We start from the raw sequence: 15,679 nt of genomic DNA, 5'->3' as shown, positions 1-15,679 counted from the left end.
GACAGGAGTACAACGCGTGTTCGGAGATCCACGCCGACACACCCGCCGATGGGCCGCACAGCACCCCCTCGGTACCGGGGTCGTCATGGGGACGCTCTTCTTCCTCATCGAGATCGCGGCGACCGGGGACTTTGTCGGCACCTTGCCGTTCGCGGGGGTCATCGGCGGCATCTTCTGGCTCACGGCCCTGAACGAGCGACGCAGGCGCAGAGCTGCCGGCAGGCAACAGCAGCTCTGACCGTGTGAGCGGGGTGGGGCAGTGCGAGCTCACTGCCCCACCGCGTGCGGAAAGTCCGTTCCGGCCCTGGAGGACACAGCGCCGGACGGAAGACAGTTCACTGCGGGGCGGCCGGTCCGAGATCCTTGGCGGTCGCCCCGCCCGATTCCCGCAAAGAACCTGGAAAGAAGTACATGCGTCGATTCGCAGCGCTGCTGATAGCGCCCGCCCTCCTGCTGGTGGGGTGCAGCAGCAACGATTCATCCCACCAGTCCCGGCCGGACGGCTGGCACCGGCCGCTCGCGGCCCCCTCGGTGCCGGTGCACGCGCGGCCCGAGCCCGCTGCGGTGCACACGGACGCCGTACTGCCCACCGTCTCCGGACAGTTCGGGCGCGCGGCCACGATCTCGGTTCCGAAGTCCGCGCCGAGCGGCAAGTTCGTCGTCGCACCGCAGACGCAGGGGCGGGGACCCGCCGCGCACACCGGCGACGTGGCCGTCGTCCGCTACACCGCCAAGGTGTGGCGCACCGGCAGGACACTGCCCGGCTCGTACGACAAGGGCGCCCGCCCCCAGGTGTTCGCCGTCGGGCGCGGCGCGACCCTGACCGCCCTGGACCGGGCCGTGCAGGGACAGCGGGCCGGGAGCAGGGTCCTGGTCGTCGCACCCCCTGCCGCCGCCTACGGCACCACCGGCAGCGCCCAGCTCCACATCACCGGCAAGGACACCATCGTCTACGCCGTCGACGTCCTCGACGTCATCGGCGCCCACGCCCTCGTCACGGGCGACCAGCACCCGGTCCCCGACGCCCTGCCCTCGGTCCACATGAACAAGAACGACGGCACCGCCACCCTCACCGTCCCCGACCAGGCACCCCCCAAGGGCCTGGTCGTCAAGCGCCTGGTGGACGGCACCGGCCCGGCGGCCAAGACCGGACAGACCCTGGTCCTCCAGTACTCCTCAGCCGCATGGGACACCGCCCGCGGCAAGGACGAGGCGCCTGTCTTCCTCAGCTCCCGCGCCGACGGCGCCCCGCTGCCCGTCGTGATCGGCCGCGGCAACGTCATCGTCGGCTGGGACCGCGCCCTGACCGGCCAGCGGGTCGGCAGCCGAATCCTCGCCATCATCCCCGCAAAGCTCGCCTACGGCCCCCATCCCCCGAAGGGCCTGGAACCCGACGCCACCGTCGTCTCCGTCCTCGACATCCTGGCCGCCGTCTGAGGCACAGCCCCTCCGCACGGCCGCGGAGTTCGGCCGCAGACGAACCCGTTCCCCCGGGCCGGCGGGCGCTCGCGCTCCGCGCCGGGCGGCCTATACCTCGATGTGTGAGCCCATGATGACGGTGCGGTCGCGAGGCAGGCCGAAGTACTCGGCGGCGTCGGCCGTGATGTAGGAGGTTGCGACGAACAGGCGCTTGCGCCAGGGGGCCATCGTCGGGGCCTTTCCGCGCCGCAGCTCGATCTTCGACAGGAAGTAGGACGCCTGGTCGAGGTGCAGCGGCCCTTCGGTCTGGGACGGGTCGAGCATCCCGAGGGTGCCGGGCACGTCGGGTGTCTCCATGTAGCCGAACCGGGCGGTGACGTGGATGATCCCGTCGTCCGCGTAGCCGAGGTCGTCGACGACGATCCGCTGGTCGGCCGGAACGCGGGGCACGGGTTCGGTGGCCAGGGAGAGGATCACGACCTGGTCGTGGCGCACATGGTTGTGCTCGACGTTGGCCCGCATGGCCAACGGTGCGGTCTGCTTGCCCCGGTTGAGGAAGACGGCCGTGCCGGGGATCCGGCGCGTCGGCACCTTCCCCGAGCGGAGGTCGTCGATGAACCCGGGCAGCGGACCTTCGAGCCGTGCCCGTTCGGCGGTGACGAGTTCGCGCCCGCGCTGCCAGGTCGTCATGACGGTGAACACGGTCAGGCCGATCAGCAGCGGCAGCCACGCGCCGTGGACGAGCTTGGTCAGGTTGGCCGCCACGAACAGCAGGTCCACGAAGAGCAGCACGCTCGCGCCGACGACGATCAGCCACCTGGGCGTACGCCACTTCGCGCGGGCGACGTAGAAGAACAGCAGGGTGGTGATGGTGATGGTGCCGGTGACCGCCATGCCGAACGCGAAGGCGAGCGCCGTGGAGCTGCGGAAGGCGAAGACCAGGGTGAGCACCGAGACCATGAGCAGCCAGTTGATCCAGGGGACGTAGATCTGGCCGATGGTGGATTCCGAGGTGTGCGCGATCCGCAGCCTCGGCAGGTAGCCGAGCTGGGCGGCCTGGGAGGTGACCGAGTACGCGCCGGTGATCACCGCCTGGGAGGCGATGACGGTGGCCGCCGTGGCGAGCACGACCATCGGCCACTGTCCCCAGTCGGGCACGAGCAGGAAGAAGGGGCTGCTGATGTTGTGCGGATCGGCGAGGATCAGGGCGCCCTGGCCGAAGTAGCTCAGGATGCAGGCGGGGAAGACGAGGAACAGCCAGGCGCGGGTGATCGACCGGCGGCCGAAGTGGCCCATGTCGGCGTACAGCGCCTCGGCGCCGGTGACCGCGAGCACGACCGCGGCCAGGGCGAAGAAGGCGGTGCCGAAATGACCGAACAGAAAGCCCAGCGCGTACGTCGGTGACAGCGCCCGGAGGATGCCGGGGTGGTCGGCGATGCCGGCGATGCCGCACGCGCCGATGGCCGCGAACCAGGCGATCATGACCGGCCCGAACACCCGGCCCACCGCCGCGGTTCCCCGGCGCTGCACCACGAACAGCATCACGATGATCACCGCGGTGATGGGTACGACCGCGCCGCCCAGCGACGGCTGGACGACCTTGAGCCCCTCGACCGCGGACAGCACCGAGATCGCCGGGGTGATCATGCTGTCGCCGAAGAACAGCGACGCGCCGAAGATGCCCAGCGCGGCCAGTACGGCGGTTGTCCGTCCGGCCCGCCGCGAGCCCCACCGCCGCAGCAGGGTGATCAGCGCCATGATGCCGCCCTCGCCCTCGTTGTCGGCGCGCATCGCCAGCAGCACGTAGGTGACCAGGACGATGATCACCACCGACCAGAACACCAGGGACACCACGCCGTACACGTTCTCGGTGCTGACCGGGACGGGGTGCGGGTCGCTCGGGTTGAACACGGTCTGGAGGGTGTAGATCGGGCTGGTGCCGATGTCGCCGAAGACCACGCCGAGGGCACCGATCACCAGCGCGAGTCGCACCGAGTCGTGGGCGCTCGCCTCCGGAGCTTGTGGCGCCCGCGGTGCGGCTCCGTCGTCCGACGCGGTCCCCTGCCGGCGTCCGGCCATGGTGATCCTCCTCCGTGCCGGCCGCTGAACTGCAGGCCAGGACATCGGGGCGGACGATACCCACCCCATGGCGCAACCTCCGGCAGGGGGGCGTTCGGCCTCGAACGGCGTTTCGCGCCGTCGGCCCGCAGGGGGACGTCTTGTCGAGGTCACGGGGATGTTCTGCCGGCCCCAGGGGATGTTGATTCACCCCGTTACCGGGCTCGGTTCACCGGCACCGGCGCATTCGCCGCATAGTGAGATGTGCACGTGTGCAGGAACCGACCCGAATCGCCGGGATTGCCCCCAGGGAGCGGGAAAGGGAGGCGGAGCCGTGCCCATCTCTCGTCGTGACGCCCTCAGGCTGGCCGGGGCTTCCGTGCTGGCCCAAGCGGGAGCCGGAGCGGTCGTCGGCTGTGACGCGCGGGCGGTGACGAGCGCGGCCGCTCCCTCGGACAAGGCGGACCACACGCTGCGGATCGCGACCGGTCGGGTCGAGCTCGCGCCGGACACGGTCGTCTCCACCACGACGTACAACGGCAGTTTCCCCGGTCCGCTGCTGCGGTTCGCCGAAGGCCGCCCGGTCGTGGTCGACGTCCACAACGACACGGCCACCCCCGAGCTGCTGCACTGGCACGGCCAGCGGGTTCCCGCCGACGTCGACGGGTCCGCGGAGGAAGGCACCCCGTACATCCCCGCGCACGGGATGCGCCGCCTGTCGTTCACCCCCGGACCGGCGGGTTTCCGCTTCTACCACACCCATGTGACAGCGCTCGGTGACCTGACCCGGGCCACGTACTCCGGTCAGGCCGGCCCGGTCTACATCGAGCCGAAGGCGCACCCGGGGGCCTACGACCAGGAAGTGTTCCTGACGCTGAAGGAGTTCCAGCCCTCCCTCAGCCACGGCGGGGACATCCCCCAGACCTTCCTCGCCGGTTCCCCGGCGCCGGATCTGAAACGCAGGGGCGAGCAGGCGATGGCCGACTCCCTGGCCCGGGGCATGCCGCGCGGCTACGAAGTCGGCTACCGCGCCTTCAGCGTCAACGGCCGCAAACTGGGCCACGGCCAACCGATCAGGGTCAGGACCGGACAGCGCGTGCTGTTCCACGTCCTCAACGCCAGCGCCACCGAGATCCGCAGCCTCGCCCTGCCCGGCCACACCTTCACCGTGGTCGCGCTCGACGGCAACCCCGTACCCCGCCGGGCCCGCGTGCCGGTGCTGTGGATCGGCACCGCCGAACGCGTCTCGGCGCTGGTGGAGATGAACCACCCGGGTGTGTGGGTGCTGGGAGACCTGTCGGACGACGACCGGAACGCCGGCATGGGCACCGTGGTGGAGTACGCCGGCCGCAGCGGTTCCCCGCGGTGGACCGCGCCGCCCGCGTTCACCTGGGACTACCGCGCCTTCGCCCGTCCCGGCTCCGCCGCACAGCGGCCCGACCGCACGATCGACCTGCTGGTGGAGAAGCGCAACGCTGCCGACGGGGGATTCAACATCTGGCCCCTCAACGGCGTCCCCTTCTCCCTGGACACCGACAGGCCGGTGCTGGACGTCGAGCGCGGCAAGCGGTACCGGATGCGGCTGCGCAACGCCTCCGACGACATCCACCCCCTCCACCTGCACCGGCACACCTTCGAGATCACGCACATCGCCGGCACCGCCACCCACGGCCTGCGCAAGGACGTCGTCATGCTCGGCGGCTACCAGAGCCTCGACCTCGACTTCACCGCCGACCAGCCGGGACTGTCCCTGTTCCACTGCCACCAGCAGCTCCACATGGACTACGGGTTCATGATCCTGCTGCGCTGCTCCTGATCCCGCAGACCTCGGGTGCCCTCCCACCCGTTGGGAACCGGCCGCGGTCGGTCTATCGTCGGAATTCTCAGGTCAGGACGAGGAGGACGGCCGGTGATGCCGCAGGACGAGGCCGTGGTCGGCTGTACGGGCAAGGTGCTCATCGGGACGCGCGGATCCGCGGGCCCCGGGGAGGTCCTGGTGCGGGTCAGAGGCGGCTCCGAGACCTTCCTGGCGTGGTCCGAGGATCCCCTGCCCGCGGGCGCTACGGTCCTCGTGATCGAATCACGGGGATGCCGCGAGGTCGGCGTCATCGAGTGGGTGGATCCATTGGACGCGCTCGGCGGCGAGGCCGCCGACGCAGGCTGAGGAGTACAAGCATGTTCGGATACCGCGTTCCCGCTCCCGACGAGGCGATGTTGATCTCGGGCGGCAGGCGGGGACTGGGGGGCGCGCCGTTCCGAGTGGTGACGGGCCACGGAAAGTTCGTGCTCCCGGTCTTTCGCAAGGTCCGGTTCCTCACCCTCTCCATGTGCGAGGCCGAGGTCACCGAGACCTGTGTGACCAAGCAGGGCATCTCGCTGCACGTCCGCGCGGTCATCGCCTTCAAGGTCGGCAACGACCACGAGAGCATCATCAACGCAGGTCAGCGCTTCCTCTCCGACCAGGAGCAGATGTCGGTGCTGACCGGCCGGATCTTCGCCGGCCACCTGCGGGCGATCATCGGCTCGATGACGGTCGAGGAGATCGTCACCGAGCGGCAGAAGCTCGCCGCCGAGGTCCTGGACACCTCCAAGGTGGAGATGGCGAAGATCGGCCTGATCGTCGACTCGCTGCAGATCCAGTCCATCGACGACGGCAACACCGGCTACATCGACGCCATGTCGGCCCCGCACAAGGCCGCCATCCAGCGGCAGGCCCAGATCGCCCAGGCCCAGGCCACCCAGGCCGCGGTCGAGGCGGAGCAGGCGGCGGCCCGTAAGCAGGCCGAGTACGCCCGGCAGACCGCCATCGTCAAGGCCGAGTACTCCGCCGAGGTGGACCGCGCCCAGGCGCAGGCCGCGCAGGCCGGACCGCTGGCGCAGGCCCACGCCCAGCAGGAGGTGCTCGCCGCCCAGACGGAACTGGCCGAGCGCCAGGCCAGGTTGCGCCAGCAGCAGCTGGTCGCCGAGGTCGTCAAGCCCGCCGAGGCCGAGGCCGAGCGGGTCAAGATCCTCGCCGCCGCCGAGGCGCAGCGCATGAAGATCCAGGCGGAGGCCGCGGCCTCCTACGACCGGGTGGCGCTCGACCGGATGCTCATCGACCAGCTCCCGCAGATCGTGAAGGAGGCCGCCGGCGGCCTGTCCGGCGCCAACGTCAACGTCCTGAACGGCGCGGACGGCCTCGGCGAGATCGCCGCCGGCCTGGTGTCCCAGGGCATGACGATCCTCGACTCGGTCCGCCAGGGCCTGGGCCAGGACAAGGACAACAAGGCGGACGCCGACAGGGGCCTGCTCCAGCTGCACTCGGGCAACAGGGACCGCAAGTCGGACGACGGTCCGGTGGACATGGACTAGCGGTCCGCCGACATGACCGTGAAGTGGCGCTCGGTGCCGGGGCGTTCGAGTCCGTCCAGCACGGCGACCGCCAGGTCCTCGGCGCTGATCCAGGACCGGCCGTGGGCATCCGTCAGCAAGGTGCCGGTGCCGCGCCGGTAGCGGCCGGTGCGTTCGCCGGGTTCCAGTACGGCCGGCGGACGGAACGGTGTCAGGTGGTGCAGTCCGCGCTGAGCCACCGGATCGCCTCGCTGGAGCGGGAGTTGGGAGTGCGGCTGTTCGCGCGGTCCAGCCGCCGGGTCGAACTGACCGGCGCCGGTGCGGCGTTCCTCGTGGGCGCACGCGAGTGTCTGGCCGCCGCCGACCGCGCGGTCGGCGGCGCCGCGGCCGCGCCCGGCGTGGTGCGCGGGCGGCTGGCGGTCGGCGTGATCGTGACCGCGGCCGCCGTCGACGTACCCGAGCTGCTGCAGCGCTACCGCGCCCGGCACCCGGAGGTCCGGGTCGTCCTGCGGTCCGGACGCAGTGACGAGATGGCGGCGGCGATCCGCGCCGGGGAGCTGGACATCGCCTTCCTGGGCCTGCCGGAGGGCGAGCGGCCGGCCGGGGTGGAGACCCTCGTACTCGATCACGACCGGCATGTCCTGGTGGTGCCGGCCGGGCACCGGCCGGCGGGCGCCTCCCGGGTCACGCTGGCGGAGATCGCGGGCGAGACCTTCGTGGACTTCGTGGCCGGGACGCCCGCCCGCGCCCAGTCCGACCGGGCGTTCGGCGCCGCGGGTCTGTCCCGTGACGTCGCGTACGAGTCGGGGGTCGTGGAGCTGATCACCCGGCTGATCGGGCGCGGGCTCGGCATCGCCCTGCTGCCGTCTGCGTTCATCCGGCCGCTCGCCGACGACGATCCCGGGCTGGTCCTGGTTCCGGTGGTCGACGGGCCGCGGCGGCTGGAGTACCTGGCGTGGAGCCGGTTCAACCCCAGCCCGGCGACCCGGGCGATGCTCGAGGTCCTCGGCGTCGGACAGCCGTCGGCGAGGAGCTGACCGCCCTGGACGGAGATCAGGCCCGGGCGGCATCGCCCCCTCGTACCGCGCCCGCCAGCTCCAGCAGCTCCTCCACCTCCCACTGGTCATACGCGTGCCGGCCGTACTTGACGGCGAGCACGCTGCCGTCCGCCGCGATCAGGAAGTCCGCGGGGAGGCCGAGCCGGCCGCCGTGCGGACGGGACGGGGCGCGCTCGCGGCCGCGCAGTATCGCCCAGGCGCTGCGCAGCACCGCCCGCACGATCGGCCCCCACACCCGCGGGTCCAGCAGTGCCCGGGGTGCCGACTCGACGCCGAACTCGGCGTACAGCCGCTTGTCCGGGTCGGCCACGACGGCGAAGGGCAGGTCCGCCGTGTGCTCCCGCAGTTCCTCGGCGCGCGAGTGGAAGACGACGACCTCCTGGATGCCGGCCGCCCCGATCTCCGCGTGCCGCCGCACGAAGGACCGCAGGTGCAGATTGCAGACCGGGCAGCCCGCGAAGCGGCGGAACTGGAGGTGGACCAGGCGGTCCGGGTCGGGCACGGGGAGCGGCGGGCCGGAGACGGGGGTGAGCTCGCGGGGGCCGAGCTGGGAGCCGGGGCGGAGGGGCCGCCGGGGCGTGGACGAGGACATGGACATCTGTCTCCCTCGTGGGCACGGACACGTAGGCGTACGTCGTACACCTACGAGCGTAAGCGTATGCCGTACGCTGTCAAGCGCCATGCCCCGACCCCGCTCTTTGACCCCCGACCGACTGGCGTCGGCCGCGCTCGCCGTCCTCGACCGCGAGGGGCTGACCGGGCTGTCCATGCGTACGGTCGCCAAGGAGCTCGGCATGAGCACGATGGCGCTCTACCGGTACGTCGCCGACCGCGAGGAACTGGAGCTACTCGTCGTGGAGTTCGCGCTCGGCGCGGTCGACACGGGAGCCCCGCCGGCGGACCTGCCGTGGCGCGAGCGCGTCGAGGTGATGGTGCGGCGGCTGCGGGACACGCTGCGCGCACATCCGTCGGTGATCCCGCTGTCGGTCGCCCACCGGCACCACTCCCGCGCCGTGCTGCGCTGGTCGGAGACGGTGCTCGGCGTCCTCACGGACGCGGGCTTCGCGGGCGAGCATCGGGTCGTGGCCCTGCGCAGCCTGGTCGCCTACGTCAACGGCGCCCTGCAGCTGGCGCAGCTCGGCTCCCTGTCGGGCGCGGGCACGCAGGCCATCTCCGCACTGGACCCCGGGGAGTTCCCGCTCATGGCCCGGACCGCGGCACACGCCCAACGGGTCGACGCCGAGCGGGAGTTCTTCGGCGGCCTCGTGGTGCTGCTGCGCGGTCTGGAGCCCTGAGGGGGTTCGGTTCAGTCCAGCTGGAGCCGGTCCGCCAGGCCCGCCTCTTCGAACGCCTTCACGACGTCGTCGCGGGTCTCGGTGAAGTGGGCCCAGCTGTCGCAGTGGGCCGGGACCACCCGGCGGGCGGCGAGCAGCCGTGCGGCGGTGGCGGCGCCCTGGCCGTCGAGGACGAGGAGGGCGTCGTCGAGGACGGGCATCCTGGGCGCGCCGGCGAAGAGGACGGCGGTGTCGACGGGGGCGTACCGGTCGGCGATCTCCTGGACCAGTTCCAGGGAGGCGTTGTCGCCGCTGACGTAGACGCCGGGCAGGTCGGCGGAGGTCAGCAGGAAGCCGGTGACCTCGCCGACGAGGAGCTCGGAGCCCTTGGGGCCGTGCAGGGCCGGGGCGGCGGTGACGGTGACCGTGCCGCCGTCGGGGCGGGCCAGCTCGACGGACTGCCACGGGGTGAGCGGCTCGGTGGTGCCGCCGAGCCGGGCGGCCGCCGCAGGGGTGGTGAGGGTGCGCGGAGCGGCGGCGAGCAGGGCGCGGCCGGAGTGGTCGAGGTTGTCGGCGTGCTGGTCGTGCGAGAGCAGGAGGACGTCCACGGGGCCGAGTTCGGCGGCGCTCGTACGGGGCGGCGCGGTCTTGGTGAGGGTGCGGCCGCTGGGGGACGGGTAGTCGCCGGGGGCGTCGAAGGTGGGGTCGGTGAGGAAGCGGAGTCCGCCGTACTCGATGAGGACGGTGGGGCCGCCGAGGACGCGGACGGGGATCTGCTCGCCGAAGTCACCGGCGCGGGCGGCAGCAGCAGCCATGAACTTTCTCCTCACGGATAAGAATGATGTCATCCGTGAGACACACTATCCCCCTCTCACGGATGGCGGCAAGCCGTACCATGAGAAGCATGAGTTCCGTGATCCCTGCCGAGGAGCACGCCGGCGCGGTTCCGCCGCCCGCGCCCGGCGCCGCCGAGCATCTCGCCCTCGACCTCGCCAACAGCGCGGTCGTCCTGCCCGGCGGCCAGCGGGTCGACCTCCTCGGCACGCCCGCGGGGGCACAGCGCTGGCTGGTGGACCGCGGGCTCGCTCCGGCCGGCGCCGGCCTGCGCGAGACCTGCGCGAGCCGGCTGCGGTCGCTGCGGGAGCACGTCCGCCCGCTGCTCGCCTCCCGCATCGAGGGCCGCCCCGCCCCCGCCGACGCCCTCGACGCCGTCAACGAGGCGCTCACCCTCGCCCCGGCCGCCTCCCTGCTGCACTGGTCGGCCGAGCAGGGGCTGCACCGCGCCACGGCCCACCCGACCACCCAGATCGTCGAGCACGCCCTGGCCGCCCTCGCCGCCGACGCCGCCGACCTGCTCACCGGCCCCGACGCCGACCGCCTCACCGCCTGCGGCTCCGCCCCCTGCAACCGCTACCTGCTCCGCCACGGCCGCCGCCACTGGTGCTCCACCCGCTGCGGCGACCGCGCCCGCGCGGCCCGCGCCTACGCCCGCCGGACGGGCCGCACGGAGGAAAAAGACTGAGTGGGACCGGGCGAAAACCCGCCCCGCGCCATCACCGTCCCCCCGACCGACCCTACGTATTGTAGGTTCCCAACCGCCGGCGGCCGCAGGGCTGTTCATTCGTCAGTTCATCGGGGGATCAATGCAGGACACGGAAACGGAGGCCGGCGGGGAGGTCTGCGTGCGCAGCCTGGCGCCGACGCTGACCCTGCTGGCCGTCAGCCTTCTCATCGCCGCTGTCGGCGTGTACGAACTGTGCGGGTTCGGGCTGCACAGTCTCGACCGGCGGCCGCACCTGTTCAGCGACGGGCTCGCGACCGGCGGGGTGATCGTCGCCGTGGTCGCGGCCGGTGCGGCGGTGGGCAACCTGGGCTGGCATCTGATGGCGGCCCGGCGCGGCAGGGGAAGGGCCGGGTAAGAGGCTCGGTACCGGAGGGTCCGGGTAAGAGCGGTTGTCGGTACGCTCCTCTCCGGAAGACGACCCGACCGGACTACCCTACAAGCTGTAGGGTCAGGGTCGGCCCCGACCGGGGTCGTCCCGTCCCCCACCCCAAGGTGACCAGTCACCATGCCCGCTCAGCACCAGACCCTGATCTCCCCGCAGGTCCCCGCCCAGCGCGGTCCCCGGCGCATCCCCCAGCTGCCCGTGCCAGGCCCCCGCCTGCGCGCGCGGGCGGCCTCGGCCACCGTGTGGTACCTGCGGCTGATCGCCGTCTTCAACATCATCGCGGTCATGTCACTGCCGTTCCGCAAAGAGGTGCAGGCACACAACGACGGCAAGCTCTTCACCGCCCGCCACGTCCACGCGCACACGCACCACGCCGGCCAGTTCTTCACGCCGTACCTGGCCACCGCCGGTCTGGTCTCGGCCGCGGCGGCGATCTTCCTGGCGCTGGTGATGCGGCGCGGCAAGCGGGCCGCCTGGGTGGTCAACCTGCTGTGCGCGGGCCCCCTGTTCGTGCTCTACGTCCTCGCCCTCACCCAGCACCCGTTCCGCGACCACGCCTTCAACTGGGTCTCCACCGCCCTCACCGGCCTCTTCGTGGCCGCCCTGCTGATCGGCCGCCGTGAGTTCAACGCCATCGGCGACCCCTCCAACCCGAAGCTCGCGCTGGCCGTCGGCGTCGGCGGCATCCTGGTGACCGGCGGTATCGGCACGCTGCTCGTGCACGCCACCAACAAGCTGCCCCACGCCCCCTGGGGCGAAGAGCTCGCCTACACCCTGCTGCGCGGCATCAGCGTCGGCCCGCTCGCCGACCGGGTCGACTCCGTGCACGCGCCCCGCTGGGCCGACATCATCGTCAACATCCTGCTCGCCGCCGCCTTCTGCCTCGTCCTGTACGCCTGCTTCCGCTCCCCGCGCGGCCGGAAGCTGCTCACCGAGGAGGACGAGACCCGGCTGCGGGCCCTGCTGGAGAAGCACGGCGCGCGCGACTCCCTCGGCTACTTCGCGCTGCGCCGCGACAAGGCCGCCGTCTTCTCCCCCACCGGCAAGGCCGCGGTCACCTACCGCGTCGTCGGCGCGGTCTCCCTCGCCTCCGGCGACCCGATCGGCGACCCCGAGGCCTGGCCCGGCGCCATCGACGCCTGGCTCAGCGAGGCCCGCCGGCATGCCTGGACCCCGGCCGTCATGGGCGCGAGCGAGGAGGCCGGCACCATCTACGCCCGGCACGGCCTGGACGCCCTGGAACTCGGCGACGAGGCGATCGTCGACATCGCCGACTTCACCCTGGAGGGCCGCGCCATGCGCGTGGTCCGCCAGGCCCACAACCGGGTCAAGCGGGCCGGCTACACCGTCCGCATCCGCCGCCACGAGGACATCCCCGCCGACGAGATGGCCCTGCTCATCGAGCGCGCCGACCGCTGGCGCGACGGCGCCACCGAGCGCGGCTTCTCCATGGCGCTGGGCCGGCTCGGCGACCCGGAGGACGGCCGCTGCGTGATGCTGGAGTGCCGCGACGCGAACGACGAGCCGCGCGCCCTGCTCAGCTTCGTGCCCTGGGGCGAGCACGGCCTCTCGCTGGACCTGATGCGCCGCGACCGCGACTGCGAGAACGGCCTGATGGAGTACATGGTCGTGGAACTCCTGCTGCGCGCCAAGGAGTTGGGCGTCCAGCGGGTGTCGCTGAACTTCGCGATGTTCCGCTCGGTCTTCGAACGCGGCGCCCGCCTCGGCGCGGGCCCGGTCCTGCGCCTGTGGCGCTCGACCCTCACCTTCTTCTCACGCTGGTGGCAGATCGAGTCCCTCTACCGCGCCAACGCCAAGTACCGCCCGGTGTGGGAACCGCGTTTCCTGCTCTTCGCCAAGAGCAGCGACATCCCGAGGATCGGTCTGGCGAGCGCCCGGGCGGAGGGTTTCCTCACGCTGCCGGGGATGGGCGGCCGGGAGTCCTGAGCCGCTGGAGGCCGCTCACCTCACCCCGACCGTCCGCAGCGCCGTAACCACCAACGACCTTGCCACGCACGCGGCTGTGCGCGCCGACACACACTCCCGCGGGCTGTGCGCCACCCGCGCGTCCCCCGGCCCGTGCTGCAGGGCCGGTATCCCGGCCGCCGTGTACAACCGCAGGTCACTGCCGTACGGCGCCTTCGCGCTCACGCGGCCGGGAACCGCCTTCCACGGCCGCGCAGGGCTCCGCCACGGTCCGCCGCAGCGGATGCCCCTCCGCGAGCCGGCCACGGGCGAACTGCCCACCGGTCCGCTCCTGAGGCCCGGCCCGATCATCACCCCAGGGCAGGCTCCGGCAACACCCCCCGAACGCCACCACCGCTCGGCCCGGCGGGGCCGGGCAGCCGTACTCAGCGCATCGCGAAGGGGCGGGAGGCGGTGTCGATCACGCGGTGCCCGCACCCGGCAGGCCCACGGCGCTCATCCGCCCACCGTGAAACCGATCACCGCTCCGCCGCCCTCCCGCCGGAAGGCGAACGGTGCCCCGCCATGTGCCATGGCGACCTCGCGGACGATGGACAGGCCGAGGCCGGAGCCCGGGAGGGAGCGCGCGTCCGCGGCGCGGTAGAAGCGGTCGAAGATCCGGATGAGGTCGCCCTCGGCGATACCCGGCCCCCGGTCCAGCACCTCCACCCGCACGGTCCCCGCCCGCCCCGGCCCGGTGATGCTGATCTCGATGGGTCCCTTCCCGCCCCGGTCGAACTTGGCCGCGTTCTCCACCAGGTTCGACATGGCCCGCTGAAGCATCCCGGGCCGCCCGTCGGTCGTCGTCTCACCGCTGGTGCGCAGCACGATCTCCCGCCCGGTGCGGCGTCGTGCGAGCCCCATGACGTCCTCGGCGATGTCGGCGAGGTCCACCCGCTGCGGCGGCTCGGTGTCGGACTGCCCCGCCGCGAGGTCGACCAGCTCGTTGACCAGGTCGGTCAGCTCCCGCGCCTCCTGGGTGAGGTCGGCGACCAGTTCCTCCCGGGTGGCGGGCGGCAGTTCGTCGATGCGGCGCAGGAGGGAGATGTTGGTGCGCAGGGACGTCAGCGGGGTGCGCAGTTCGTGCCCCGCGTCCTGCACCAGGCGCCGCTGGTCCTCCTCGGACTGGGCCAGGCGGCCCAGCATGCGGTCGAAGGCGCGGCCGAGCCGACCCACCTCGTCCAGGCCCGCGACCGGCACCTCGATGCCCAGCCGACGGGTGCGGGCCACGTCCTCCGCGGCGGAGGTGAGGATCACCAGGCGCCGGGTGATCCGGCGGGCCAGCCACCAGCCGAACAGACCGGCCGCCACCACCACCGCCGCCATCAGGATCAGCGTGCGCTGCTGCAGCGTGCGCAGCAGGTCCTCGGTGTCGCTGAACTCCTGCGCGACCTGGACGGCGCCCCGCCCGTCGCCGAGGGAGACGGTGGCGACGCGGAACAGGTCCGTGTCCACCAGTACGTCCTTGTGCTCGACCACCTTCCCGGCCGTCACCGCGAGCGCCATGGCCTTGTCGCGGGAGGTGACGGGCAGGCTCGGGTTGCCGTGGTCCACGATCTGGCCCTGTGCGCCCAGCACCTGGACATCGGTGCGGGCGGGCCGGACCAGGTCGTGCCCGGGGCGGGAGGAGGAGAAGTCCTCGGGGACCATCTCGTGCTGCCGCACCTCGTCCCGGACGTCCTGTACGACCTGCGTGAACACCGACTGCTGGTCGACCCGGACCAGCCGGGCGGCACTGCCGTAGGACAGGATGCCGACCAGGATCGTGACGGCGGCGGTGACGGCCGCGAAGGAGACGGCGAAGGTGGTGCGCAGGGAGACCAGCTTGGGCCGGCCGGGCGCCAGCAGCCGCCGCAGCCGGCTCACCTAGTCCTCCCGGAGCACGTAACCCACGCCCCGCACGGTGTGGATCAGCTGCGGCGCGCCGGGCTCGTCCAGCTTGCGGCGCAGGTAGCCGACGTAGACGGCGAGGTTCTTCGACCCGGGCCCGAAGTCGTAGCCCCAGATCCGGTCGTAGATCGTGGAGTGGTCGAGCACGATGCCCGCGTTGCGCACGAGCAGTTCCAGCAGCTCGAACTCGGTGCGGGTCAGTTCCAGCTCGCGCTTGCCGCGCCAGGCCCGGCGGGCCTGCAGGTCCATGCGGATACCGGCGGCCTCGATCTGCCGGTCGGAGAGCTGGGGCTCCCGGCCGCCGTTGTCGCCGCCGCCGACCGCGCCGCTGCCGGCGGGCACCGGGCTGGTGCGGCGCAGCAGCGCGCGCAGCCGGGCGAAGACCTCCTCGACGTCGAACGGCTTGACCACGTAGTCGTCGGCGCCGGCGTCCAGGCCCGCGATGCGGTCGGCGGTCTCCACGAGCGCGGTGAGCATGAGGATCGGGGTGCGGTCACCCTCGGCGCGCAGCACCCGGCAGACCTGGAGGCCGTCGATCCCCGGCATCATCACATCGAGCACGAGGACGTCCGGCGGCGTCTTGTGGGCCTGTGCCAGCGCCTCGACGCCGTCGGCCACCGCCGTCACCTCGTACCCTTCCAGGGTCAGGGCACGCTCCAGGGCATGGCGGATGGCACGGTCGTCTTCAGCGAGCAGCACAGTCTGGGGCACGCACCCAGTTTGCCAAGGCCTGAAG

At 72.3% G+C, this 15,679-nt stretch carries 15 protein-coding genes and 1 pseudogene; 10 read left to right on the top strand and 6 right to left on the bottom strand.

The features are described from left to right. Positions 1 to 85 precede the first annotated feature (85 nt). Together ACWGJ5_RS31210 and ACWGJ5_RS31205 are read left to right on the top strand one after the other, a co-directional pair. Complete coding sequence (locus ACWGJ5_RS31210) at positions 86 to 238, top strand: hypothetical protein (RefSeq protein WP_453312981.1); 153 nt, start codon at positions 86 to 88, stop codon at positions 236 to 238. A gap of 173 nt (positions 239 to 411) precedes the next feature. Continuing rightward, positions 412 to 1,437, top strand: a complete 1,026-nt coding sequence (locus tag ACWGJ5_RS31205) for an FKBP-type peptidyl-prolyl cis-trans isomerase (RefSeq protein ID WP_453312980.1) — start codon at positions 412 to 414, stop codon at positions 1,435 to 1,437. A gap of 90 nt (positions 1,438 to 1,527) precedes the next feature. On the opposite strand, the gene ACWGJ5_RS31200 is transcribed toward ACWGJ5_RS31205, so the two are convergent. Further along, positions 1,528 to 3,498, bottom strand: a complete 1,971-nt coding sequence (locus ACWGJ5_RS31200; protein ID WP_453312979.1) for a potassium transporter Kup — start codon at positions 3,496 to 3,498, stop codon at positions 1,528 to 1,530. Positions 3,499 to 3,811: 313 nt separating this feature from the next. Between ACWGJ5_RS31200 and ACWGJ5_RS31195 the strand changes: the two genes are divergently transcribed. The 3 genes from ACWGJ5_RS31195 to ACWGJ5_RS31185 all read left to right on the top strand — a co-directional run bounded on the left by ACWGJ5_RS31195 (position 3,812) and on the right by ACWGJ5_RS31185 (position 6,828). Further along, positions 3,812 to 5,293, top strand: a complete 1,482-nt coding sequence (locus ACWGJ5_RS31195; RefSeq protein WP_453312978.1) for a multicopper oxidase family protein — start codon at positions 3,812 to 3,814, stop codon at positions 5,291 to 5,293. Positions 5,294 to 5,389: 96 nt separating this feature from the next. Continuing rightward, positions 5,390 to 5,641 carry a hypothetical protein gene (locus ACWGJ5_RS31190; RefSeq protein WP_453312977.1) on the top strand — a complete coding sequence of 84 codons (252 nt, stop codon included), beginning with the start codon at positions 5,390 to 5,392 and terminating at the stop codon, positions 5,639 to 5,641. Positions 5,642 to 5,652: 11 nt separating this feature from the next. Next, positions 5,653 to 6,828, top strand: coding sequence for an SPFH domain-containing protein (locus ACWGJ5_RS31185; protein WP_453312976.1), 1,176 nt, complete (start codon positions 5,653 to 5,655; stop codon positions 6,826 to 6,828). Here ACWGJ5_RS31185 and ACWGJ5_RS31180 read toward each other — a convergent pair. After that, positions 6,825 to 7,007 (bottom strand): annotated as a pseudogene (locus ACWGJ5_RS31180) (hypothetical protein); the annotation flags it as partial. The gene ACWGJ5_RS31185 and the pseudogene ACWGJ5_RS31180 sit on opposite strands and share 4 nt — an antisense overlap. Between ACWGJ5_RS31180 and ACWGJ5_RS31175 the strand changes: the two are divergent. Then, positions 6,936 to 7,844 carry a LysR substrate-binding domain-containing protein gene (locus ACWGJ5_RS31175; RefSeq protein ID WP_453313054.1) on the top strand — a complete coding sequence of 303 codons (909 nt, stop codon included), beginning with the start codon at positions 6,936 to 6,938 and terminating at the stop codon, positions 7,842 to 7,844. The pseudogene ACWGJ5_RS31180 and the gene ACWGJ5_RS31175 sit on opposite strands and share 72 nt — an antisense overlap. Positions 7,845 to 7,860: 16 nt before the next feature. Here the strand turns inward: ACWGJ5_RS31175 and ACWGJ5_RS31170 are convergent, their stop codons facing one another. After that, the gene (locus tag ACWGJ5_RS31170) at positions 7,861 to 8,457 is read right to left on the bottom strand and encodes a peroxiredoxin-like family protein (protein WP_453313053.1); all 597 of its coding nucleotides are present in this window, start codon (positions 8,455 to 8,457) and stop codon (positions 7,861 to 7,863) included. An 88-nt stretch (positions 8,458 to 8,545) separates the two neighbouring features. On the opposite strand from ACWGJ5_RS31170, the gene ACWGJ5_RS31165 reads away from it, so the two are divergent. Continuing rightward, complete coding sequence (locus ACWGJ5_RS31165) at positions 8,546 to 9,160, top strand: TetR/AcrR family transcriptional regulator (protein ID WP_453312975.1); 615 nt, start codon at positions 8,546 to 8,548, stop codon at positions 9,158 to 9,160. Between the two features lie 11 nt (positions 9,161 to 9,171). Here the strand turns inward: ACWGJ5_RS31165 and ACWGJ5_RS31160 are convergent, their stop codons facing one another. Continuing rightward, on the bottom strand, positions 9,172 to 9,954 hold the full coding sequence (locus ACWGJ5_RS31160; protein WP_453312974.1) for an MBL fold metallo-hydrolase: 783 nt from the start codon (positions 9,952 to 9,954) through the stop codon (positions 9,172 to 9,174). Between the two features lie 80 nt (positions 9,955 to 10,034). Between ACWGJ5_RS31160 and ACWGJ5_RS31155 the strand changes: the two genes are divergently transcribed. From ACWGJ5_RS31155 to ACWGJ5_RS31145, 3 genes are all read left to right on the top strand, one after another. After that, positions 10,035 to 10,661 carry a CGNR zinc finger domain-containing protein gene (locus ACWGJ5_RS31155; RefSeq protein WP_453312973.1) on the top strand — a complete coding sequence of 209 codons (627 nt, stop codon included), beginning with the start codon at positions 10,035 to 10,037 and terminating at the stop codon, positions 10,659 to 10,661. A gap of 121 nt (positions 10,662 to 10,782) precedes the next feature. Further along, positions 10,783 to 11,058 (top strand): hypothetical protein, encoded by a 276-nt coding sequence (locus ACWGJ5_RS31150; protein WP_453312972.1) that lies wholly within the window; start codon positions 10,783 to 10,785, stop codon positions 11,056 to 11,058. Between the two features lie 150 nt (positions 11,059 to 11,208). Continuing rightward, positions 11,209 to 13,035: a phosphatidylglycerol lysyltransferase domain-containing protein gene (locus ACWGJ5_RS31145; protein ID WP_453312971.1), complete on the top strand. Its 1,827-nt coding sequence runs from the start codon at positions 11,209 to 11,211 to the stop codon at positions 13,033 to 13,035. Between the two features lie 474 nt (positions 13,036 to 13,509). Here ACWGJ5_RS31145 and ACWGJ5_RS31140 read toward each other — a convergent pair whose 3' ends face one another. Both ACWGJ5_RS31140 and ACWGJ5_RS31135 read right to left on the bottom strand, forming a co-directional pair. Then, positions 13,510 to 14,919 carry a HAMP domain-containing sensor histidine kinase gene (locus ACWGJ5_RS31140; protein ID WP_453312970.1) on the bottom strand — a complete coding sequence of 470 codons (1,410 nt, stop codon included), beginning with the start codon at positions 14,917 to 14,919 and terminating at the stop codon, positions 13,510 to 13,512. Further along, positions 14,920 to 15,642: a response regulator transcription factor gene (locus ACWGJ5_RS31135; protein WP_453313052.1), complete on the bottom strand. Its 723-nt coding sequence runs from the start codon at positions 15,640 to 15,642 to the stop codon at positions 14,920 to 14,922. Between the last annotated feature and the right edge of the window lie 37 nt (positions 15,643 to 15,679).

This window comes from Streptomyces sp. NPDC054783 (assembly GCF_053611725.1).
Note: the sequence above shows the minus strand (reverse complement) of the source record. Positions and strands in the feature narration are given on the sequence as shown.